Source organism: Phenylobacterium sp., assembly GCF_030651755.1.
GTDB lineage: Bacteria > Pseudomonadota > Alphaproteobacteria > Caulobacterales > Caulobacteraceae > Phenylobacterium.
Map to the genome: position 1 here is coordinate 114,863 of NZ_JAUSBZ010000048.1, position 20,581 is coordinate 135,443.

Annotated in this window: 20 protein-coding genes; 16 read left to right on the top strand and 4 right to left on the bottom strand. The window is 67.9% G+C overall.

What is annotated here, in order from left to right; genetic code table 11:
• Positions 1 to 52 precede the first annotated feature (52 nt).
• Together Q7V15_RS05040 and Q7V15_RS05045 are read left to right on the top strand one after the other, a co-directional pair.
• Complete coding sequence (locus Q7V15_RS05040) at positions 53 to 472, top strand: VOC family protein (protein ID WP_304754296.1); 420 nt, start codon at positions 53 to 55, stop codon at positions 470 to 472.
• Positions 469 to 1,449 carry a threonine/serine dehydratase gene (locus Q7V15_RS05045; RefSeq protein WP_304754298.1) on the top strand — a complete coding sequence of 327 codons (981 nt, stop codon included), beginning with the start codon at positions 469 to 471 and terminating at the stop codon, positions 1,447 to 1,449. The genes Q7V15_RS05040 and Q7V15_RS05045 overlap by 4 nt, the downstream gene beginning before the upstream one ends.
• Here the strand turns inward: Q7V15_RS05045 and Q7V15_RS05050 are convergent.
• The 3 genes from Q7V15_RS05050 to Q7V15_RS05060 are packed head-to-tail and all read right to left on the bottom strand — an operon-like array spanning position 1,446 to position 7,151.
• On the bottom strand, positions 1,446 to 4,562 hold the full coding sequence (locus Q7V15_RS05050) for an efflux RND transporter permease subunit (protein WP_304754300.1): 3,117 nt from the start codon (positions 4,560 to 4,562) through the stop codon (positions 1,446 to 1,448). The genes Q7V15_RS05045 and Q7V15_RS05050 overlap by 4 nt on opposite strands.
• Positions 4,559 to 5,719, bottom strand: coding sequence for an efflux RND transporter periplasmic adaptor subunit (locus tag Q7V15_RS05055; RefSeq protein WP_304754302.1), 1,161 nt, complete (start codon positions 5,717 to 5,719; stop codon positions 4,559 to 4,561). The genes Q7V15_RS05050 and Q7V15_RS05055 overlap by 4 nt, the downstream gene beginning before the upstream one ends.
• 10 nt (positions 5,720 to 5,729) lie before the next feature.
• Positions 5,730 to 7,151, bottom strand: a complete 1,422-nt coding sequence (locus Q7V15_RS05060; RefSeq protein ID WP_304754303.1) for an efflux transporter outer membrane subunit — start codon at positions 7,149 to 7,151, stop codon at positions 5,730 to 5,732.
• A 240-nt stretch (positions 7,152 to 7,391) separates the two neighbouring features.
• On the opposite strand from Q7V15_RS05060, the gene Q7V15_RS05065 reads away from it, so the two are divergent.
• Positions 7,392 to 8,201, top strand: coding sequence for a DUF72 domain-containing protein (locus Q7V15_RS05065; RefSeq protein ID WP_304754305.1), 810 nt, complete (start codon positions 7,392 to 7,394; stop codon positions 8,199 to 8,201).
• A 91-nt stretch (positions 8,202 to 8,292) separates the two neighbouring features.
• Here Q7V15_RS05065 and Q7V15_RS05070 read toward each other — a convergent pair whose 3' ends face one another.
• Positions 8,293 to 8,580, bottom strand: coding sequence for a hypothetical protein (locus Q7V15_RS05070; protein ID WP_370689769.1), 288 nt, complete (start codon positions 8,578 to 8,580; stop codon positions 8,293 to 8,295).
• A 292-nt stretch (positions 8,581 to 8,872) separates the two neighbouring features.
• On the opposite strand from Q7V15_RS05070, the gene Q7V15_RS05075 reads away from it, so the two are divergent.
• From Q7V15_RS05075 to dapD, 13 genes are all read left to right on the top strand, one after another.
• Complete coding sequence (locus Q7V15_RS05075; protein WP_304754306.1) at positions 8,873 to 10,822, top strand: methyl-accepting chemotaxis protein; 1,950 nt, start codon at positions 8,873 to 8,875, stop codon at positions 10,820 to 10,822.
• A gap of 152 nt (positions 10,823 to 10,974) precedes the next feature.
• Positions 10,975 to 11,892, top strand: coding sequence for an SDR family oxidoreductase (locus Q7V15_RS05080; RefSeq protein ID WP_304754308.1), 918 nt, complete (start codon positions 10,975 to 10,977; stop codon positions 11,890 to 11,892).
• 69 nt (positions 11,893 to 11,961) lie between these two features.
• Positions 11,962 to 12,348: a hypothetical protein gene (locus Q7V15_RS05085; protein ID WP_304754310.1), complete on the top strand. Its 387-nt coding sequence runs from the start codon at positions 11,962 to 11,964 to the stop codon at positions 12,346 to 12,348.
• A 140-nt stretch (positions 12,349 to 12,488) separates the two neighbouring features.
• Positions 12,489 to 13,130, top strand: coding sequence for a TetR/AcrR family transcriptional regulator (locus Q7V15_RS05090; protein WP_304754312.1), 642 nt, complete (start codon positions 12,489 to 12,491; stop codon positions 13,128 to 13,130).
• Complete coding sequence (locus tag Q7V15_RS05095) at positions 13,130 to 14,113, top strand: NADPH:quinone oxidoreductase family protein (protein WP_304754313.1); 984 nt, start codon at positions 13,130 to 13,132, stop codon at positions 14,111 to 14,113. Before Q7V15_RS05090 ends, Q7V15_RS05095 begins: the two co-directional genes overlap by 1 nt.
• A 21-nt stretch (positions 14,114 to 14,134) precedes the next feature.
• Positions 14,135 to 14,884, top strand: coding sequence for a type I methionyl aminopeptidase (gene map / locus Q7V15_RS05100; RefSeq protein ID WP_304754315.1), 750 nt, complete (start codon positions 14,135 to 14,137; stop codon positions 14,882 to 14,884).
• A gap of 92 nt (positions 14,885 to 14,976) precedes the next feature.
• Positions 14,977 to 15,111, top strand: a complete 135-nt coding sequence (gene rpmH, locus Q7V15_RS05105; protein ID WP_293317463.1) for a 50S ribosomal protein L34 — start codon at positions 14,977 to 14,979, stop codon at positions 15,109 to 15,111.
• A gap of 35 nt (positions 15,112 to 15,146) precedes the next feature.
• Positions 15,147 to 15,545, top strand: coding sequence for a ribonuclease P protein component (gene rnpA / locus Q7V15_RS05110; protein WP_304754316.1), 399 nt, complete (start codon positions 15,147 to 15,149; stop codon positions 15,543 to 15,545).
• A 13-nt stretch (positions 15,546 to 15,558) separates the two neighbouring features.
• Positions 15,559 to 17,358, top strand: a complete 1,800-nt coding sequence (gene yidC / locus Q7V15_RS05115) for a membrane protein insertase YidC (protein WP_304754318.1) — start codon at positions 15,559 to 15,561, stop codon at positions 17,356 to 17,358.
• The gene (gene yihA / locus Q7V15_RS05120; RefSeq protein ID WP_304754320.1) at positions 17,355 to 18,008 is read left to right on the top strand and encodes a ribosome biogenesis GTP-binding protein YihA/YsxC; all 654 of its coding nucleotides are present in this window, start codon (positions 17,355 to 17,357) and stop codon (positions 18,006 to 18,008) included. The genes yidC and yihA overlap by 4 nt, the downstream gene beginning before the upstream one ends.
• Before the next feature lie 96 nt (positions 18,009 to 18,104).
• Positions 18,105 to 19,019 (top strand): acetylglutamate kinase, encoded by a 915-nt coding sequence (argB, locus tag Q7V15_RS05125; RefSeq protein ID WP_304754321.1) that lies wholly within the window; start codon positions 18,105 to 18,107, stop codon positions 19,017 to 19,019.
• Positions 19,016 to 19,681 carry a pyrimidine 5'-nucleotidase gene (locus Q7V15_RS05130; protein WP_304754322.1) on the top strand — a complete coding sequence of 222 codons (666 nt, stop codon included), beginning with the start codon at positions 19,016 to 19,018 and terminating at the stop codon, positions 19,679 to 19,681. Before argB ends, Q7V15_RS05130 begins: the two co-directional genes overlap by 4 nt.
• Positions 19,678 to 20,517, top strand: a complete 840-nt coding sequence (gene dapD, locus Q7V15_RS05135; RefSeq protein ID WP_304754324.1) for a 2,3,4,5-tetrahydropyridine-2,6-dicarboxylate N-succinyltransferase — start codon at positions 19,678 to 19,680, stop codon at positions 20,515 to 20,517. The genes Q7V15_RS05130 and dapD overlap by 4 nt, the downstream gene beginning before the upstream one ends.
• The last annotated feature ends 64 nt before the right edge of the window (positions 20,518 to 20,581 follow it).

Consider the following 20,581-nt stretch of genomic DNA (forward strand, 5'->3'; position numbering starts at 1 on the left):
CGCCAAGCTTAAAACCATCGCGCGTCGGACGAACGCGAGCTAATCAGATTTCATGACCCGACCGCGCTTCCACCTCGCCTTTCCCGTCCGCGACCTGGCCGAAGCCCGCGCCTTTTATGGTGAGCTGTTGGGCTGCGCCGAGGGGCGCTCCAGCCCGGACTGGATCGATTTCGACTTCTACGGCCACCAGATCGTCGCCCATCTGGCGCCCGATGAGGTCGGCCACCATCAGACCAGCGCCGTGGATGGCGAGCAGGTGCCCGTGCGCCATTTCGGCGTCATCCTGACCCTTAAGGCCTGGCAGGATCTGGCGGACCGGCTGACGGCGGCGGGCACACGGTTCATCATTGAGCCGCAGATCCGCTTCAAGGGTCAGGCGGGCGAACAGGCGACGCTGTTCTTCCTGGATCCGTCCGGCAACGCCCTCGAGTTCAAGGCCTTTGCTGACGACGCCATGGTCTTCGCCAAATGAGCGTGACCCTGGCGGATATTCAGGCGGCGGCTGAACGCATCCGGGGCCACGCCATCGAGACGCCCCTGATCGAAAGCCCGGCCCTCAACGAACGCATGGGCCTGCGAGTCCTGCTCAAGGCCGAGACCCTGCAGCGGGTCGGCGCCTTCAAGTTCCGCGGGGCTTACAATCGGCTGGTTCAGCTGTCGGCTGAAGGCCGGACCCGCGGCGTGGTGGCCTTCTCCTCGGGCAATCACGCCCAAGGGGTGGCGCTCGCCGCGCAGATGCTGGGGATTTCCGCCCTCATCGTCATGCCCAAGGACGCGCCCGGGGTGAAGGTGGCCGCCACCCAGGCCTATGGCGCTGAGATCCGTTTCTACGACCGGCTGACCGACAGCCGAGAGGCCATCGCCGCGGAGATCGCCGAGGCGCGGGGCTCGGTGGTCGTGCCCGCCTTCGACGACCCAGACATCATCGCTGGCCAGGGTACGGTGGGCCTGGAGCTGGTGGCCCAGGCGCGGGCCATGGGCGCGGCGCTCGATGTGGTCGTCGCCCCGATCAGCGGCGGCGGCCTGCTGGCCGGGCTGGCGACGGCGGTCAAGGGGCTGAGTCCCGACACCGCCATGGTCGGCGTCGAGCCGGAAGGTTTCGACGACACGCTGAAGTCCCTGCAGGCCGGCGAACGCAAGGTGTTCAAGCCCACGGGCCGATCCCTGTGCGACGCCCTGGAATCTCCCTTTCCCGGCGTGCTGACCTTCCCGATCCTGCAACAAACGGTGGCCGATGTGGCCGTGGTCAGCGACCCGGAGGTCACCGCGGCCATGCGCTACGCCTTCTCGACCCTGAAGCTGGTGGTCGAGCCGGGGGGCGCTGCGGCGCTCGCCGCCCTGCTGGCTGGTAAGGTCAACACCTTTGGCGGCAAGACCGTGGCCCTGGTCCTGTCCGGCGGCAATGTCGATCCAGACCAGTTCGCCCGGGTGATCGGCGGCGAAATCTAGAGCCGGTCGTCCGGCACGGCGGGGCCCGGCGCTTCCCGAGGCGTGATCAGGCGGCCCAGGCGAGGCTTCAGCCAGCGCTCGAAATCGTCGACGAACTCATAGACCACCGGCACCAGCACCAGCGACAGGATGGTCGAGGTGATCAGGCCGCCGATCACCGCCACAGCCATGGGCTGGCGGAACTCCGCACCCTTTTCCAGGGCGAGCGCCGTGGGCAGCATGCCGGCGGCCATGGCCACGGTGGTCATGACGATGGGCCTGGCCCGTTCGCGGCAGGCCTCGATCAGGGCCTCCCGCTGAGCCATGCCTTCGCGCTCGCGCTCAATGGCGTACTCCACCAGCAGGATCGAATTCTTGGCCGCAAGGCCAAGCAGCATCAGGAAGCCGATCATCGATGGGATCGACAGGGAGAGCTGGAAGGCGAGCAGGCCCAGGAAGGCGCCCCCCACCGCCAGGGGCAGGGCCGAAAGAATGACCAGCGGCTTGAAGAAGCTCCGGAACAGCAGCACCAGCACCGCAAAGATCATTGAGACGCCGGTGAAGATGGCCAGACCCATGGCGCCAAACAGCTCCTGCATGGCCTCAAGCTGACCCGTCTCGGCGGGGGCGACCCCCTCGGGGAGGTTCCGCATGATCGGCAGGGCCTGGACCTTCTGATTGGCGTCGCCGAGCTCGACCCCATTCAGCTCGGCCTGGACGGTGAGCTGGCGGCTTCGGTTCAGGCGTTCAATCCGGGCCGGGCCGGCCTGGAACTCCACATCGGCCACGGCGCCCAGGGTGGTGACGCCGCCGGTGGCGGTGGGAATACGCAGGGAGCGGATCGCCTCCAGGTCTGTCCGCGCCTCGGCCGGCAGGCGCAGGCGGATCGGCAGCCTCCGCTCTTCAATGGTCATCTTGGCGACATTGGCGTCGATATCGCCCACCGTCGCCACCCGGGCCACGGTGGCGATCTGCTCGGCGCTGACCCCCAGCCGCGCAGCCTCGGCGGCCCGGGGTCGGATGATCAACTCCGGCCCAGTGGGAGGCACCGAAGGCCGGGGCTCGGCGATCTCGGGCACATCGCGCATCTGCCACTCAAGTTCGAGGGCCGCCGCTCGCAGGGCGTCGGGGTTCTCGCTTGTCAGGACGATTTGAAGACCCGCCTGCCCCTGGCCATCGAGGAAGGTCACCCGGGCGTCGGGTATCTCCCGCAGGGCTTCGCGCATTTCGCGGCGGATTTCCGCGCCGGTCAGGTTGCGGCTCTCATTGAGCAGCACGGTGACCGTACCGCTGCGCAGATCGCTGCCCCCCCCGCCGCCGCCGCCGGGTCCTTGGGCGACCACGGTGGAGCCGATCTGGGCGAAGATGTTGGTGACCTCCGGGCGCCCGGCGAAGGTCTGGGTGATGTTGCGCACCACCCCTTCCATATGATCGGCGGTGGCCCCGGGAGGTCCCTGGACGTTCACATAGAGATAGTCGGGGTCGCCCGCCGGCTGGAAGCCTTTGGGCAGCAGGGGGATCAGGGCGAGAGAGGCCACGAACAGCACGCCGCCCGCGATACAGGCGAGAATGCGGTGATCCAGCGCCCATTCCAGGACGTCGCGGTAGAAGCCCTTGAACGGCTTGCGCGGATGGGGCGCTGCGGCGGGCTTCAGCAGATAGGCCGCCATCAGGGGCGTCAGCAGGCGCGCCACCAGGAGGGAGAAGGTGACGGCCACCGAAACCGTGATGCCGAACTCCCGGAAGAACTGTCCCGCCATGCCGCCCATGAAGGAGACCGGCATGAAGACCACCACGATGGAGGCTGTGGTGGCGACCACCGCCAGGCCGATGGCGTCGGCGCCCTCAAGGGCGGCCTGGAAAGGCCGCATGCCCGAGACGATCCGTTTCTCGATATTCTCGACCTCGACGATGGCGTCATCCACCAGGATGCCCACCACCAGGGTCAGACCCAGCAGGGTGACGATGTTGAGTGAAAAGCCCAGCAGGTCCATCACGAAGAAGGTCGGGATCATCGACAGGGGCATGGCGACCGCCGCAATGGCCGTTGATCGCCAGTTCCGCAGGAAGACAAAGACCACCAGGGCGGCCAGGCCCATGCCTTCCAGAAGGACGTTCTGAGTGGCGTGGAAGCTGGCGCGGGTCTCGTCCACCGACGAGAAGATCTTGGTGAATGAGACGCCTTCGTGCTGCGCCTCCAGCTCGGCCAGGCCCTCGAGCACGCCGTCCTCGACCGCGACGTCGCTGGAGTCCCGGGTCTTCATGACCATGAAGCCGACCACCGGCTGGCCGTTCAGGCGGGCAAAGCCCCGGGGCTCAGACGCGCCGTCGCCCACGTCGGCGATGTCGGACAGACGGACATAGCCCCCCTGCCCGGTGGGGATGGTGAGGTCGCGCAGCGCCTCGACATTGCCGACCGCCCCCAGGACCCGCAGATTCTGCTCCTGGCCGCCAATCGTGACCCGGCCGCCGGGGGCGTCCAGGTCAAAGCTGCGCAGGGCGTTGTTCACCTGGACCGCGGTGAGGCCGCGGGCGGCCAGCCGGTCGGGATCGAGGACCACATTGATCTCTCGGGTCACCCCGCCGACCCGGGCGACCTGAGCGACGCCGTTCTTGGCCTGCAGGGTCCGGCCCAGGGTGTCGTCCACAAACCAGGACAGTTCCACATCCGACATGGCCGGGGCGGCGACGGCGTAGGTCATGATCGGCTGGGAATCGAGCTCGATCCGCTGGACGGTGGGCTCGTCGATCTCCCGGGGCAGGACGGCGCGAGTCTGGTCGATGCGCGAACGGACGTCGTCAGTGGCCTTCTGCAGGTCCTCGCCAAGCTCGAACTCGACGCTGGTGACCGAGACCCCCTGGGTCACCGTGGAATAGATGTTTTTGACATTGGGGATGCCCGCCAGGGCGTCCTCAATGGGCCGGGTGATCTGCGTCTCCATCTCGCCCGGCGCAGCGCCGCTCTGGGTGACGCTCACCGAGACGGCGGGGAACTGAACGTTGGGGTACAGCTTGACCGGCAGATTCCCATAGGAAATCAGCCCCGCCAGGGTCAGGGCGACAAACAGCACCGCCACCGGAACCGGATTGCGGATGGCCCAGGTGGAGAGGCCTAGGGGGCGGTCAGGATTCATTTCGCGGGCTCGGTCTTGGCCTTCGGCGCCGGCGCGGTGGGCGCGCCCTCGGCGCCCTTGCGGACAGGCCGGACGAGGTCGTTCTCAAGCAGGAAGGAGCCGGCGCTCTCGACCACCATGGCCCCAGCGGCCGGACCCCGCACGAGTTCCACAAGGCCGCCGCCGCGGGCGCCGGTGGACACCGCCACCCGCTTCACCCGATTGTCCTCGCCGACCACCATGACGCTGGCGCCGTCGCCGTCATAGCGCAGGGCGGTCTCGGGCACGGTCCGGGAGGCGGCGCCAGCCCCCTCGAAGGCCGCGCTGGCGAAGCCGCCGGCCCGGATCGCGGCGCGACTGGGCAGGCTGATCCAGACAGTCCCCAGCTGGGTCTGAGCGCTCACCTGCGGGCTGACCAGGCGAACCTGGCCAAGGACGGTCTCGCCGTTCTGCAGAGTGACCTGAACCGATTGGCCGACGCCGATCCGGGCGAGATCAGCCTCCGACACCTCGGCCTGTAGCTCAATCAGCCCATCCCGGGCGATGACGAACCAGGGCGTGGTTCCGGCGCCGGACTGGTCGCCGGGGCGAACATTGCGCTGCAGGACCAGACCGGCCACCGGCGCGCTCACCGACAGTCGCGCCTGGCGGGCCCGGAGGTCGGCGAGACCAGCGGCCTGGGCGCGGGCCTGAGCCCGGGCGCTGCGGGCCTGGAACTGGCGCTGCTCGATCTGTTCGTTGGACAGCACGCCCTGATCTTCCAGCCCGGCGACCCGGGCGGCCTGGCTCTCGGCCTGCTGGGCCTGCACCTCGGCCTGGGCCAGGGCGGCTTCCTGCTGTTGCAGTTGAGACTGGAGAAGCGCCCCGTCCAACACCGCCAGGGTCTGACCGCGGCGGACATAGGCGCCGGGCTCGACCAGGACCCGGGCGACCCGATATCCGGCGACCTCGGCGCTGACGGCGGCCTCTTCCCGAGGAACGAGGGGACCAGAAGCGGTGACTGAACCGGTGATGGCGCGCGCCTCCACCGGCACGACCGTCACGGCCCGGGCCTGCTGTTCCGCCGTCTCCCGAGGGGCGTCTTCGCTACAGGCGGCCAGGCCCAGGAGGCTGGCCATCAACACGGCCAGGGCGGGGGCGCCACGACGGGCCGTCGGAGAAGTCTTGATCTGCATCATGCCGTCCGCCTCAGCGGGCCTGGGTGTTGGGGGGGAGGCTCTGGGACGGCCAGCCGCCGCCCAGGGCCTTGTAGGCCTGTACCGCGCGGCGCTGGGCCTGAACCAGGGCGCCGGTGTGTTGGGCGCGGGTGGCGCGCCAGATCTGTTCGGCGCCCAGGGCGGTGTTCAGATCGGTAAGCCCCGCGTCATAGCCCAGCCGCGCGGACTCATAGGCCCGCTCGGCGCGCACCGCCCCGTCGGACAGGAGATCCACCCTTCGCCGGTCGGCGGCGAGGCGAACCAGCGCGCTCTCCGCCTCGGCGTAGGCGGTCTGGACCACCTTCTCATAGGCGATCACCGCCTGTTCGGTGCGGGCGTCCTGAGCTTTGAGGTCCAGCATGAGCCGCGGGATGTTCAACACCGGCTGGGAGACCCCCGCGCCGATGCTCCAGTTCTGGGTGGTGGCCGAGTAGCCAGGCTGATCGTTGCGCGAAATCCCCAGGCCCGGGGTCAGGGTGAAGGTGGGGAAGAAGGCGAGCTGAGCATAGGTCAGCCGTCCGGCGGCCGAGCGCACCCGCGCCTCGGCTTCGCGGACATCAGGGCGCCTGGCCAGCAGCTCCCCCGGCAGAGTGGCGGGAACCGGCGGTGGGGGCGTGGTCAGGGGCGGGGTTGAAACGCCGTCCAGCGGTGCGGTCCCGCGACCGACCAGGACCAGCAGGGTGCGCTGCTGAGCCTGCAGTTCGGCCTGCAGCCCCTGAACCTGACTCTCGGCCTGGGCGAGTTCACCGGCCACCCGGTCGGAGTCCAGACGCGCGGCGAGGCCCAGCTCCACCCGGCGATCAGCCACATCGTAGAGCGAGCGTTGGATGCGGGCGCTCTCCCGGGCGTCGTCCAACTGGATGGCCAGGCCCCGGGCCTGGAAATAGGCGTCGGCGACATTGGCGGCCAGGCTCGCCCGGGCGCCTTCATAGGCGAAACGGGCGGCGGCGGTGTCGCCCCGGGCGGCGCGCCGGGCGGCGAAAAACCGCCCAAACAGGTCCAGCTCCCAGCTGACGTTGAAGTTCGCCTGGTAGGCCTCAGTGGTCCCCGAGGTGGAGAGCCCCGGAATCGAGATTTCCTGCCCGTCGATCTGTTCAGTCTCGGTCCGGCGGGCTGACCCCGTCAACTGCCCCTGGGGCAGGAAGGCGGTAAGGGCGCTGCTGGCCGTCAGGCGGGCCTCACGCAGGCGGGACGCCGCGCTCTGCGCGTCCGGGCTACGGGCCAGGGCCTCTTCCACCAGGGCGGTGAGTTCTGGATCGTCGAAAGCCAGCCACCATTGGTCGATCGTCTGACCCGACGAGGCTTCCGCCGCCAGGGGAAAGGCCTCCGGCAGGGCGATCTGCGCGTCACGGGGTGTGGCGCAGGCGCTCAGGGTCAAGCCGGCGAGCAGGGCGAAGGCGGTCGACAGACGCATGGCAGTCTTTGGTGGCCTCCGCCGCGAATCGGACGTCATCATAGCTCAGCTTCAGGTTCCGACTGCGCCGGGTTCCAGACCACAGGTCTGCGACGGCGAGATTGCAAGGTCGATACAAACCGCTTTCGACCTGCGCCGGCGTCTGGCCAGCCGCCTGAAAGCTGGCGCGATAAATGGGCCGGCGCTAGGGTTGAGACAACCCCCAATTGAGGGCGGCGCGCTCGCAAGGAGTGAAAAGCGATGGGCGGTCAGGTCCGGGTTGGGATCGGAGGATGGACCTTCGAGCCCTGGCGGGGCGTCTTCTATCCCAAGGGGCTGCGCCAGGCCGACGAACTGGCCTATGCCAGCGCACGCCTGCCGGTCATCGAGATCAACTCCACCTACTATTCCGGCCAGAAGCCCGAGAGCTTCGCCAAGTGGGCGGTGGCCACCCCCGAGGGCTTCATCTTTACGGTGAAGGCGTCGCGCTTCTGCACCAACCGCAAGGTGCTGCGGGACGGCGGTGAGTCCGTCGCCAAGTTTCTGAACCAGGGCCTGATGGAACTGGGCGACCGTCTGGGACCGATCCTATGGCAGTTCATGGCGACCAAGCGGTTTGATCCCGATGACTTCGAGGGATTCCTGGACCTGCTGCCCGACCAGCTCGGGGGGCGGCCCCTGCGCCACGCCGTCGAGGTTCGGCACGGGAGCTTCGCCGACGAGGTCTTTCTGGACATGTGCCGGGCGCGCAATGTGGCGGTCTGCCTGACCGAACATGCTGAGTTTCCTCTCATCGCCGATGCGACGGCGGACTTCGTTTATGCCCGGCTGATGATGGGCGCCGACGGGATCGAGACGGGATACGCCCCAGCCGCCCTGGACCAATGGGCGCGGCGGCTGGCCATCTATGCCCGCGGCGGGACGCCTGACGAATTGCCGCGGGTCAGCGATCACGCCCTCTCTCCAGGGGAGCGGGAGGTGTTCGCCTTCTTCATCAGTGAGGGCAAGGTGCGGGCGCCCGCGGCGGCCCAGGCCTTGATGGCGCGCCTTGGACCAGAGTCGCCCGCCTGAACGGTGGCCAACGAAAGACGCCTCCGCGGCGGACCGCGGAGGCGTCGGATCGTCAAGAATACGAATTCTCGCGTGTAACTGAGCCTTGGGCTCAGCTGCCGGGGAACCGCATCGGGACCTTAACCTGGCCCGTCTTGGAACCCATGGGCAAGACCTCGGCGACGCAAAGCGCGGCCTTGTCGAAGCCCTTACCCGCAGCACTGTCCTGCAGGACCTTGCAGTCCGACAGCTTGCCGCCGTCAGCATTGCATTCCAGCATGACCGTCGCCGCGTCACGCATATTGGCGTGCTTGGCGATACAACGGGCCATGCTTTGTTCAAACGAGGACGCCGCTGTTGCAGACGTCAGTACGAGGCTGATGAGGACGCCCCCACCCACTGCGATGATCTTTTTCACCTACCCACTCCTTCTAGACCGGAAGTGAGAGCACCATCAGGGATTCAGGTTAAAATTGTCTAATCCACGCAAGAAAAGAACGGTAAACGCAAATAAACTATGTTTATCTACCTCGCGCAGCAGGCTTTCGACTTGCTGGTGCTCCATATAGGGGACCGCCCCGGCGACGAGCCGCCGCCCAGGCTCAACTCACGGTTATGAACTGTTAGCAACTCCGATTCATCATGCCCTGGCCACGCGGCTTGGGGCATGGGTAACGGGGATGGGGCGTCAGATGCGGTTTCGGCTCGTAGATTTACCACTGATCGTGAAGATCGGCTTCGCGCCGGCCTTCGCCCTGATCATGCTGGCGGCGCTGGCGGTCGGTACGATCGTCATGCAACAGGCCCAGACCCAGACGCTCAGGCAGGTCGTCCACACAGACATGCCCAACAGCTTGCGGATCCAGCGGGTCTCCGAGCGGATCAACAACGTCCATGGCGAACTCTATTACCTTCTGGCTCAGCAGGCCGCCGGCCTCGAGCTGGAGGCCATCGAGGGCCGCGGCCAGGCCATGCTGGCCGAGGTCGACGCCCTCGCCGCCGAGGTCGAGACCGCCAAGACCACAGCCCCGGAAGATCAGTTCGCCGCCTTCGACACCCTCATCGCCGACCTGAAGGAGACCCGGGACGGCCTGGACGTCATCCTGGCGATGATCGGCGTCGACTTCGCCACCGCCGCCAGCTTCGCCGCGCCCTTTGAAGAACAGTACAAGGAGATGACGGTCAATCTGGCCGGCATTGTCGCAGCCACCCAGGCCTCCACCGATCAGCGGGCCGCCGCCAGCGAAGCTCGCGCCGGAATGTCTCGAAACCTCACCATCATCGTCGTCCTGGTGACCTTGCTGGCCGCCGGCGCCCTGGCTCTCAGCTCGGTGCTGACCATGCGCCGGGCGGTTCAACGGATCGCCAGCGCCACCGAGCGGCTGTCGCGGGGCGACAACGAGGTCAAGCTGGACGAACTGGCGCGCAAGGACGAGCTGGGCGCCATCGTGCGCTCCCTCACCGTCTTCCGTGACAACCAGATCCAGATGGAGCGCCTGCGCGAAGAGCAGGAAGCCACCCGTCAGGGCGCTGAGGAGACCCGGCGCCAGAGCGCCGAGGCCGCGGCGGCCGTGGCCGAGGAACAGGCCCAGGTCGTGGGAGCCCTGGCCATGGCCATGGATCGTCTGGCCGATGGCGACCTCACCTACCGGCTGGAGCAGAGCTTCCCCGGCGAGTATCAGAAGCTCCGCGACGACTTCAACGCCGCGGTGGCCAAGCTGGAAGAGGTCATGGGGGCGATTGCGTCCACCACCCTGTCCATCAACTCAGGCGCGACGGAAATTTCCAGCGGCGCCGACGACCTGTCCCGGCGCACCGAGCATCAGGCCGCAACCCTGGAAGAGACCGCCGCGGCCCTCGATGAGATCACCGCCACGGTTCAGAAGACCTCCAGCGGCGCCGACCAGGGCCGCGAGGCCGTGACCTCGGCCCGCGCCGACGCCGAGCGCTCCGGCGAGGTGGTCCGCCGGGCCGTCTCGGCCATGGGCCAGATCGAGCACTCCTCGGCCCAGATCAGCCAGATCATCGGCGTCATCGACGAGATCGCCTTCCAGACCAACCTCCTGGCCCTCAACGCCGGCGTCGAGGCCGCCCGGGCGGGCGACGCCGGCCGCGGCTTCGCCGTGGTCGCCTCCGAGGTGCGGGCTCTGGCTCAGCGCTCAGCCGAGGCCGCCAAGGAGATCAAGGCCCTGATCAGCGCATCCACCGAGCAGGTCGCCCAAGGGGTCGGCCTGGTGGGGGAGACCGGCAAGGCTCTGGAACGGATCGTCACCCAGGTGACCGAGATCAACAGTCTGGTGTCCGAGATCGCCGCCTCCGCCAAGGAGGAGGCCCTTGGCCTCGCCCAGGTCAACACCGCGGTCAACGAGATGGACCACGTCACTCAGCAGAACGCCGCCATGGTCGAGCAGTCCACCGCCGCCAGCCGGGTTCTGGCCGAAGAGGCCCACGAACTCTCCCGCCTGGTGGCGCGGTTCAAGTTGTCGCCGGTCCATGCGTCTGCGGCGGCCCGCCCGGCCCCCGCGCCCGCAAGGCCCGCCCCGCGGGCCGATGCACGCCCCGCCCAGCGACCCTCCGTACAGGGGGCCACCGCCCTGGCCATGCGACCCCAGGCCGAGGAAGAGGGCTGGGAAGAGTTCTAGCAACCCCGGTCCCGGCCCCTGAACGAACCGAAGCGCGCGGGCCGCCCCGCGCGCTTCTTTCGTTTCTCCCTGGAGAACCGCTGGCCCGGCGCCCTTGACCTCCGCGGCGTCAGGGGGCGGCATCCTGGCTGCAAATCGCAGAGGGAATGGCCATGGCTCAGCTTGAGTTGAACGACCTGATGTTCCGCCCCGGTCTGATGGCCGGCGAACGTATCCTGATCACCGGCGGCGGCACCGGCCTGGGCAAGGTGATGGCCGAGGCCTGCCTGATGCTGGGGGCGGACGTCTATATTTGCGGCCGCCGCGGCGGGGTAGTGGAGGCCACAGCCGCCGAGCTGATGGCCGCCCATGGGGGCAAGTGCGTGGGCCTGGCCTGCGACATCCGCGTGCCCGAAGCCATTGAGGCCATGCTGGACGTCATCTGGTCCGATGGCGGCGCTCTGACCGGCCTGGTCAACAATGCGGCGGGCAATTTCATCAGCCGCACCGAGGACCTGTCACCCCGGGGTTTCGACGCCATTTCCAACATCGTCTTCCGCGGCGCCTTCTTCGTCACCCAAGGGTGCGGCAAGCGCTGGATCGCCGAGGGCGTCAAGGCCTCGGTGGTCTCCATTCTGGTCACCTGGATCTGGAACGGCGGCCCCTACACGGTGCCCTCGGCCATGTCCAAGGCCGGCATCGCGGCCATGAGCCAGTCCCTGGCGGTGGAGTGGGGCTCCTATGGCATCCGCTTCAACAATATCGCGCCGGGTCCCTTTCCCACCGAGGGCATGAGCGCCCGGCTCAATCCCAGCCAGGCCGAGGAGAGCGGCGGCGCCTATGGCGACATGAGCAGCAATCCCATGGGTCGGGTCGGCGACATGCGCGAACTGGCCAATCTGGCCGTCTATCTGCTGCACCCGCTCTCGGCCTATGTAAACGGTCAGACCATCGCCATCGACGGCGCCTCCTGGCAGGCCACTGGCGGCAACTTCTCTCGACTGCGCGCCTGGGGCGACGAGGAGTGGCAGGCGGCCCGCAAGGCCATCCAGACCACCAACGACAAGGACCGCGCCCAACGAACGGTGTGAGGACCTGCAACACCGCCGGCGAAGAACGTGGTTAATCAGGTCTTAACGGCTTGGGGGCAGGGTAGGGCCATGCGTTCACCCCTCGTCCCGCTCCTGGTCGTTCTGGCCGGTCTTTCTGCGCCCGCCGCAGCCCAGACCGACGGCCGGCTATCGTTGGAGCGCCCAGGGGCCGCGGCCCTGGGCCTGCGCGGGGCTGGCGAGGCGGTGTCTGGCGAGGCGCCGGCGTCGGGCGACCCGTCTGGGGCCACAAACCCGAGTGAGGGTCTCATCCTGCGCCCCCTTGCAGGCCCCCTCCTGATGTCGACCCCGCCGCCGCCTGACGCCCCGGCCTGCCGGATGTCCTGCGCCCAGACCTATTACTTTTGCCTGGCGGGCGACGCGTCAGACGAATGCGCCCAGGCCTGGGGCCAATGTCGCCTGGGCTGCGGACCAGGCTCGGGCGGTCCGCCAGTCTGACCCGAGGCCAGCTTCCGGCGCCCAAGGCCCATACGGCGGGAATGAAAACCAGGACCGGGTCAAGCTCCGCCCGCAGATCAGTGGCGCTCGGCCAAACCAGGCCCTAGAATGACACCCGTCAGTTTTGAGTACGGAGTCGCATGCCCCAGCTCGCCATTCTTCCGGTCGGAAAGCGCGCCAAGACCAAGGTCCAGAACCGGACCGCCATACTGGACGCCGCTCGCGAGGTGTTCGGGGAGATGGGCTATGAGCCCTGCACGGTCCGCGACATCATACGTCGCACCGGCTTGGCCGCCGGCACGTTCTACAATTATTTCAAGTCGAAGGAGGAGGTGTTCGCCGCCCTGGCGGACGACGGCGCCCGGCGCTTCGGTCCGATCCTGAAGGCGATCCGCAGCCAGCACGCCGACTTCGGAGGTTTTGTCCGCCAGGCGCTGCAGGCCTATTTCACCTTCCTGGCCGACGAGCACAGCAGTTGGGCGGCCCGCCGGCCTCCTGAGGAGCACCTGCATGTGCAGGGCCAGACCCCCGAAATGGAGGCGGTGTTCAACGAGGTCCGGGAGGCCATCGTCGAGGAAATCGCCCGGGGGGGCGCCCCGGCGGCCGACGCCGACTATCTTGCGGCGGCCTGTATCGCCATCGCCCGGGAGGTTGGCGACCAGATGCTGAACCGCCGTCCGGTGGATGTGGAGGGCGCGACCGCCTTTTCCACCGCCCTCATCATGTCGGGCCTGAAGGGTCTTCCTCAGGCGCAGTCCAAGCCCGAAATCGAGCCGCGCTGATGCGCGCCCTGGTGGTGGAGGCCCTGGCCGCCGACTATGGCGGCTGCGTCCTGAAGGACGTCGAGACCCCGACGCCCGGCCCCGGCGAGGTGCGGGTGCGGGTGCGGGCCGCGGCCGTGAACTTCCCCGACCTGCTGCAGACCCGCGGCGAGTATCAGCACAAGCCGCCCCTGCCCTTTATCCCGGGCATGGAGATCGCCGGCGAGGTCGAGGCCCTCGGCGAGGGCGTCGAGGACTTCCAGATCGGCGAGGCCGTCGTCGGCGGCGCCCGGATCGGCGGCTTTTCCGAACTCGCCGTGAGCCCGGCCAAGGGTCTGAGACGCAAGCCTGAGCGTCTCTCCTTCAGTCAGGCGGCGGGATACGCCACGGCCTATCTCACCGCCTATGTCTCCCTGGTGCGCCGCGCCCAGGTGGAGGCCGGCGAGTGGGTCCTGGTGCATGGGGCGGCCGGCGGCGTCGGACTGGCGGCCGTCGACCTGGCCCGACACCTGGGGTGCAGGGTGATCGCCGCCTCGGCCTCGGACGAGAAGCTGGCCCTGGTCGCCGAGGCCTATGGCCCCGGCGCCACGGTCAATGTCACCGGCGGCTTCCGTGAGGCGGTCAAGGCGCTCACCGGCGGCCGCGGCGCCGATGTCATCTACGATCCCGTGGGCGGTGACGTATTTGACGAAAGCGTGCGCTGCATCGCCTTCAATGGCCGGCTCCTGTCCATCGGCTTCACCTCGGGCCGGCGGCCCGTGCTGCCGGTCAATCTGGCCCTGATCAAGGGCTTCTCCCTGATGGGCGTGCGCGCCGGCGAGTATGGCCGCCAGTTTCCTGACAAGGGGCGTGAGAACCAGGCGGCGATCTGGGCCCTGGCCGAGGCTGGCCAGGTCACCCCGCGGGTCCATGCCGAATTTCCCCTGGCCGACTGGCGGGCCGCCTTCGACAGCCTGGCTCTGCGCCAGGTGGTGGGCAAGGCCGTCATTCGTCCCGATCTCTGACCTCCAACCAAAGGCGTCCCTATGACCATCAGCAGCCAGGAAGACCTGGAGAAGCTGCGGACCATCGGCCGGCTGGTCGCACAGACCCTGGAGGCCATGGGCAAGGCTATGGAGCCCGGCATGACCACCGCCGAGCTGGACGGCGTCGGTCGCCGCCTGCTGGAGGCCCACGGCGCCCGACCCGCCCCGGAACTCACCTACGGCTTTCCCGGCGCCACCTGTATCTCGGTGGGGCCGGACGTGGCCCATGGCGTCCCAGGCGAGCAGAAGATCGCCGCCGGAGATTTGGTGAATATCGACGTCTCGGCCGAGCTTGACGGATATTATGGCGACACCGGCGCCAGCTTCGCCGTGCCGCCGGTGTCGCGCAGGGTGGAGCGCCTTTGTCGCGATGGTCGCCGGGCCATGTGGAGCGGAATTCGGGCGGTGCGACCTGGCGCGCCCCTGAACGCCATTGGCCGGTCCATCGAAGGCTTTGCGCAAAAGAACGGCTACAGCCTGATCCGCAACCTCGCCAGCCACGGGGTCGGCCGGTCCCTGCATGAGGACCCGGAGAGCATTCCCACCTGGTACGAGCCCCACGACCGCCGGCGGATCACCGAGGGCCTGGTCTTCACCATCGAGCCCTTCCTGGCGCTGGGCGAGGACTGGGTGGACGAGCTGGACGACGGCTGGACCCTGCGTCCCACCGGCGGCCGCCCGGCGGTCCAGTATGAGCACACCCTGGTCGCCACCCGTAACGGACCGGTCGTCCTGACCCTGGCCAATTGAGGCCAATCCCCCTTTTCGGCAGGGGAACGGTTGACGGGGCCCGGTGGGTGGCGTATCTCCGCGCCTCGTTTTTCTGACCTGGAGCCAACAACGTGAAGCGGACATATCAGCCGTCGCGACTCGTGCGTAAGCGCCGTCACGGCTACCGCGCGCGCATGGCCACCAAGAATGGCCAAAAGGTCATTCAGCGCCGCCGCGCCAAGGGCCGCAAGCGTCTGAGCGCCTAAGGGCCTTAGCTGAGCGGCAGAATTGAGGTGTCGGCGTGACCGACGCCCCATTGAAGATCGAGCGCCTGCGTAAGCGACCAGACTTTCTGGCCGCCGCGCGGGCGTTTTCGTGCGCCCGGGGCGCTGTGGTCGTCCAGGCCCGGGACCGGGAGGACCAAGCCCCGCTGGTCCGCGTGGGATTCACGGCCACCCGCAAGGTCGGCGGCGCGGTCGTCCGCAACCGCGCCAAGCGGCGTATGCGGGCCGCCGCACATGAGCTTTTACCCACCCTGGCGCGACCTGGATTCGACTATGTGATCATCGCCCGCAGCGGCGCGCCGGCGCGAGCCTGGCCGCGTTTGCTTGACGATGTGAAAAGCGCGCTGATAAGCCTCGCGACCGAAAGCGACCGGCAGGCGCGTCCGTCTGCGACCGCAACCCCTCCTTCGCCCTGAGCGCGCTGACTCCATGCAAAATGACAACACCCGCAACACGATCATGTTCGTGGTCAGCGCGATCATCGTCCTGGTGGTCTATCAGTTCCTGGTGATCGAGCCGACGGCCAGGCGACAACAGGAGGCCGCCCGTCAGGCCGCCGCAGAGGCCCCTGTGGCCCCGGGGACCAATCCGGTGGGCCGCGACCCCGCCCTGCCCTCCAGCCCCGCCCAGCTGGCTGACCGCGCCACCGTGGTGGCCCGCACGGCCCGGGCGCCGGTGGCGACGCCTTCGCTCACCGGCTCCATCGCCCTGCGGGGCGCGCGGATCGATGATCTGTTCCTCAACAACTACAAGGTCAGCGTCGATCGCGGCGCCGACCCTGTGGAGTTGCTGCGGCCCGAAGGGGCGGAATTCGCCTGGTTCGCCGAGTTCGGCTGGACCGGCGCCAATCTGTCTGGCCTGCCGACGCCGGACACCCGTTGGACCCTGGTGGAGGGCGCGACCCTGACGCCAGAGACGCCGGTGACCCTGCGCTACGCCAACGGCCAGGGCCTGACCTTCACCCGTCAGATCTCCGTCGATGACCGGTACATGTTCACCATCACCGATACGGTGGCCAATACCGGACCCGGCGCCGTGACGCTCGCCCCCTACGGTTCGGTGCAGCGCCAGGGCATTCCGACCGACCTCGGCAAGAATCAGATCGTCCATGAGGGCGCCGTCGGCTGGCTGGGCGAGGAGCTTCGCCTGGTGAAGTACAACAAATGGGCCAAGGAGGGCGGGCCGGAGGTCGCCTCCAAGGGCGGTTGGCTCGGCATCACCGACAAATACTGGCTCGCGGCCCTGATCCCTGGGCAGGACGAACAGCTCAAGGGCGAATTCCGCGTCACCCGCGCCGGCCCCGTGGAGATTTTCGAGGCCAACTATGTGGGCCAGCCCAAGACCATCGCCTCGGGCCGGCAGATCACAGAAACCACCCGCTTCTTCGCCGGCGCCAAGACCGTACCGGTGCTGAAGGCCTATGAGACCAATCTGAACATTCCCCGCCTGGACGCCGCGGTGGACTGGGGCAATTTCTGGTTCCTGACCCGGCCGCTGTTCAGCTTCCTGCACTTCATCTACCAGCATGTGGGCAATATCGGTCTGGCCATCCTGGCGCTCACCGTCGTGGTCAAGCTGGTCTTCTTCCCGCTGGCCAACAAGAGCTACGAGTCGCTCACCAAGATGAAGAAGGTGCAGCCCCAGATCGAGGAGCTGCGCAAGAAATACAAGGACGACCCGGCCAAGCAGCAGCAGGAGCTTTTGGGTCTCTACAAGACCGAGAAGATCAATCCGCTGACGGGCTGCCTGCCCATGCTGCTGCAAATCCCGGTCTTCTACGCCCTGTACAAGGTGCTGACCGTCACCATCGAGATGCGGCACGCCCCCTTCTATGGCTGGATCCAGGACCTTTCGTCCCGGGACCCGACGACCATCTTCAACCTGTTCGGGGCCATTGCGTGGAATCCGGCGACCGCGCCCCTGATCGGCGGCTTCCTGAACGGTCCGCTGCACCTGGGGGTCCTGCCCCTGCTCTATGGCTTCACCATGTGGCTGACCATGGCGATGAACCCGCCGGCCACCGACCCGATCCAGCAGCGCCTCTTCCAGCTGATGCCGATCATGTTCACCTTCATCATGGCGCCGTTCGCCGCGGGCCTGCTGATCTACTGGACCTGGAACAACGTGCTGACCATCGGCCAGCAGTACATCATCATGCGGAAGTTCCAGGTCGATAACCCGATCGACAGCCTGATCGCCCGCTTCAAGACCAAGAAGGCCCCCGAGTGAGCGACACCGACGCGCTCTTCGACGACGAGGCCCTGGAGGCCGCCCGCATCCTGTTCGCCCGCAAGGCGGAGTTCATGATGGGCGCCGTGGCCATGGACGGCCTGCCGGCCCCGGACCTACCGGAGGTCGCCTTCGCGGGGCGCTCGAATGTGGGCAAGTCGTCGCTCATCAACGCCCTGGTGGGGCACAAGCACCTGGCCCGGGCCTCCAACGCCCCAGGCCGCACCCGGGAAGTGAACTTCTTCGTCCTGGATGATCGCCTGCGCCTGGTCGACCTGCCGGGCTATGGCTGGGCGCGGGCCTCCCGCAGCGAGGTGAAGAAGTTCCAGAACCTGGGCCGCGACTATCTGCGCGGCCGCCCGAACCTGAAACGGGCCTATCTGCTGATCGACGCCCGCCACGGCCTGAAAGAGGTGGATGGCGAGCCCATGGACGCCTTCGACCGGGCGGCGGTCTCCTATCAGATCGTCCTGACCAAGGCGGACAAGCTGCGGCCAGCGGCGGTCGAGGCGATCCGGCTGAAGACCGAGGCCGCCATCGCCAAGCGCCCGGCCGCCTTCCCCCGGGTGCTGGCCACCTCGGCCGAGACCGGCGCCGGCCTCCCTGAGCTGCGGGCGGAGATCGCCGCCGCCTGCGCCGTAGCGCCTTAGGCCCCCTTTCCCAATCTGCCGATACATCGGGGCGCCGGGTGACATGGAGGCCGCTGTCGGCTATCGGGGCGCTCCAGGATCAGGAGCCGCCGCCAAGTGACCGACACCCCCGAAGAGGAAGGCTGGGCCACAGCCCGCACGCTGGCCGAGGCCCTGCCCTTCATCCAGCACTACGACCGCGAAACCGTGGTCATCAAGTATGGCGGCCACGCCATGGGCGAGGAGTCCGTGGCCAAGCTGTTCGCCGCCGATGCGGTGCTCTTGAAGATGCTCGGCGTCCATCCGGTGGTGGTGCATGGGGGCGGACCGCAGATTTCGCGGATGTTGGACAAGGCCGGCGTCAAGTCGAGCTTCGTGGACGGCCTGCGGGTCACCGATGCGGCCACCATGGAAGTCGCCGAGATGGTCCTGTCGGGCGCCATCAACAAGGAGATCGCCAATTGGATCACCCTGGCCGGCGCCGAGGCTGACGTGCGCGGGGTGGGCCTGTCGGGCAAGGACGCCCGGCTGATCACCGTCGAAAAGGCTGTTCGCACCCGCAAGGACCCCGACAGCCAGATCGAGCAGGCCGTCGACCTTGGCTATGTGGGGGAACCCACCAAGGTCGACCCCAAGCTGATCGAAGCCCTGATCTATGCCGATGAGGACTATGTGCCGGTCATCGCCCCGATCGGCGTCTCCAAGGACGGTGAGACCTACAACATCAACGCCGACACCGTGGCTGGCGCCCTGGCCGGCGCCCTGCGCGCCAAGCGGATGCTGTTGCTCACCGACGTTCGTGGGGTGCTCGACGCCAATGGCGAACTGATCCGGCAGATGAACCTGGCCCAGGCCCGGGAGGCGATCGCGTCTGGCGTCGCCACCGGCGGCATGATCCCCAAGCTGGAGACCGCCATCAATGCGGTGGAGTCCGGCGTCCAGGCGGTGGTGATCCTCGATGGTCGCCGACCCCATGCCATGCTGGTGGAGCTGTTCTCCGAACACGGCGCCGGCACGTTGATCTGCGCATGAGCGCCGATCTCGCCCATATCGACACCTGGCTCTTCGACCTCGACAACACCCTCTATCCGGCCGAGTCCGGCTTCATGGGCGAGGTTGAGGGTCGCATGACCACCTTCGTGGCCAAGGTCACAGGCCTGCCGACGGATCAGGCCTACGCCCTGCAGAAGCGCTATCTGGAAGAGCACGGTCTGACCCTTCGGGGTCTGATGCTCGACCATGGGGTGGACCCGGCCGACTTCCACGCCCTGTTCCACGACCTGTCCCTTCACGTCCTGGCCCATGACACCGCCCTGCTGGCCGCCCTGGAGCGCCTGCCCGGCCGGCGGCTGATCTTCACCAACGCCGACGCCATCCATGCCGAGCGGGTGCTCTCGCACCTGGGCCTGCATCACCTGTTCGACGACGTTTTCCACATCGAGTCCTTTGGCTTCAGGCCGAAGCCGGATCCGGCCGCCTTCACCGCCATGCTGGACGCCCACGGGATGGCGCCCGGCGCCACGGCCTTTTTCGAGGACTCCGAGCGCAATCTGGCGCCGGCCGCTGACCTGGGCATGACCACCGTGCTGGTGGGCGCCCACGCGGCCGCCTCGCCCGCCCCCTTTGTTCAACATCGCACCGAAAAGCTGGCGCCGTTCCTGGCGACCGCGCGCCTCAGGGAGACCCGCCGATGACCACTCTGACCTTTGACGACCTCAAGACCGAGATCGAAGCCGCCTGGGAAGCCCGTGATGGGATCTCCACGGCCACTAAGGGGCCTGTGCGCACGGCGGTGGACGAGACCCTGCGCCTGCTGGACGAGGGTCGCCTGCGGGTGGCCGAGCGGTCCGACGACGGCCAGTGGGAGGTCCGCCAGTGGGCCAAGCAGGCGATCCTCCTGTCCTTCCGCCTGAACCCCAACAGCGTGATGCACGCAGGCCCCCCCGGCCCCTATTGGGACAAGGTCCCCACCAAGTTCGACGGCTGGGACGCCCCCCAGTTCCAGGAGGCCGGTTTCCGCGCCGTGCCCGGCGCCGTGGTCCGCCGCGGCGCCTATATCGGCAAGAACGTGGTGCTGATGCCCTCCTTCGTGAACATCGGCGCCTATGTGGACGAAGGGACCATGGTCGACACCTGGGCCACCGTCGGCTCCTGCGCCCAGATCGGCAAGGGCGTGCACATTTCTGGCGGCGCCGGCATCGGCGGGGTCCTTGAGCCCCTGCAGGCCAATCCGACCATCGTCGAAGACGGCTGCTTCATCGGGGCCCGCTCCGAGGTGGCGGAGGGCGTGATCGTCCGTGAGGGCGCGGTCCTGTCCATGGGGGTGTTCATCACCGCCTCGACCAAGATCGTCGACCGCAAGACCGGCCAGACCTATCGTGGCGAAGTGCCCGCCTATTCGGTGGTGGTGCCGGGGTCCCTGCCCGATCCCCATGGAACAGGTCCGTCCCTTTATTGCGCGGTGATCGTCAAGACCGTCGACGCCCAGACCCGGTCCAAGACCAGCGTGAACGAACTGCTCCGCGACTGAAGCCGACCAGGGGCGTTGGGCGCGCGTTCGACGCGAGGATGAGCGTCAGTCTCTGCCCGACGCT